Origin of the sequence: Rugamonas rubra (assembly GCF_900114705.1) — a bacterium.
GTDB lineage: Bacteria > Pseudomonadota > Gammaproteobacteria > Burkholderiales > Burkholderiaceae_D > Rugamonas > Rugamonas rubra.
In genome coordinates this window covers 1-1,023 of the sequence record NZ_FOTW01000082.1, presented here as the reverse complement: position 1 = coordinate 1,023, position 1,023 = coordinate 1, and the positions used below count along the sequence as shown (strand labels likewise).

The 1,023-nt window shown below is 45.9% G+C and carries 1 protein-coding gene; it reads left to right on the top strand.

What is annotated here, in order from left to right:
* Positions 1-88 precede the first annotated feature (88 nt).
* Complete coding sequence (locus BM252_RS30785; RefSeq protein ID WP_139236841.1) at positions 89-931, top strand: AAA family ATPase; 843 nt, start codon at positions 89-91, stop codon at positions 929-931.
* Positions 932-1,023 lie beyond the last annotated feature (92 nt).

Genomic DNA, 1,023 nt, shown 5'->3' with positions numbered 1-1,023 from the left:
TTCGCAAGTGCTTGAATGTTAACGGTTTTTCCCGGCACCGGTGTTGTCTGTCGGGCATTCTTGGCGGACTGGAGATGTGTATAAACCTATGCCTTATCCCCTGCAAAAAGCAATCCGACAACTGACCGAAATAAGTGCTGCTGCCGATTTGCGCCGCCGCGAACTTGGCATCGTCGATTATATAGAGTCCGGGCCACATCAAGCCGAAGAGAACGCGCGCACGAAACTGAGCAAAGCAATTTCCGCTTTCTTAAAGACGCGTTTGGGAACTGACCATCTAATAAAAATTCAAGCAGCTGCTTATACCATTTCCACGCATAATAAGCCGCGAGAGTTTATCCAGTCACTTTTAGAAGAAATTGGCTTAAGTTTCGCAAAGAAGAGCAGGAAAATGGATACGGCCAGAACTGCATATCAGCTTGCCTGTACTGAGCTAACCCGAATTGGCAAGGTTCTGCGTGACCCAAAATTAAGAAGTACGACATACAAATTACGGGAAGAGCGTGTGCTGGAGCTGAATTCTCTTAACTATCGAAAGTATTCAAACATTTCCGTCCCGGGATTAAGTTCAGGTGCGTATGCACTACTTAGCCAGTTCACGAAGATCGAAGAGGCTATTAAGAGGAAAAAGAGCTCCAATGCCGCCCATCGGCATTTACTACTCCTAATCGATGAAGGCGATATTTTCCTACACATTTCCTGGCAGCAAAAATATGTTGACTACCTCAATCGTTTCGTCGAGAAAATAAAGAACACGTTTTTCGAAGATGTACAAATAGTGTTGACCACTCATTCGCCTGTCCTCATGAGTGATTTTCCGAGAGACTGTATTGTGGCAATAAACGAGAATATGTTTAGCCTAGACAACGCGCTCAGCGAAACCCCGATAAATTTATGGCAGCATCACGGCAACCTTGTGTCGTTCGGTTAAAGTGGACCCGTCAGTCAAGACACTCTGCCAGTTAATTTAAGCTGTGCCCATTTCCACTTCATCAGCTGCTCGGCGCTGTCCCGTACCACTCT

What these genes read in the sequence shown, in the direction of transcription:
- BM252_RS30785 (WP_139236841.1), top strand. Translation starts at nt 89, where the DNA reads ATGCCTTATCCCCTGCAAAAAGCAATCCGACAACTGACCGAAATAAGT.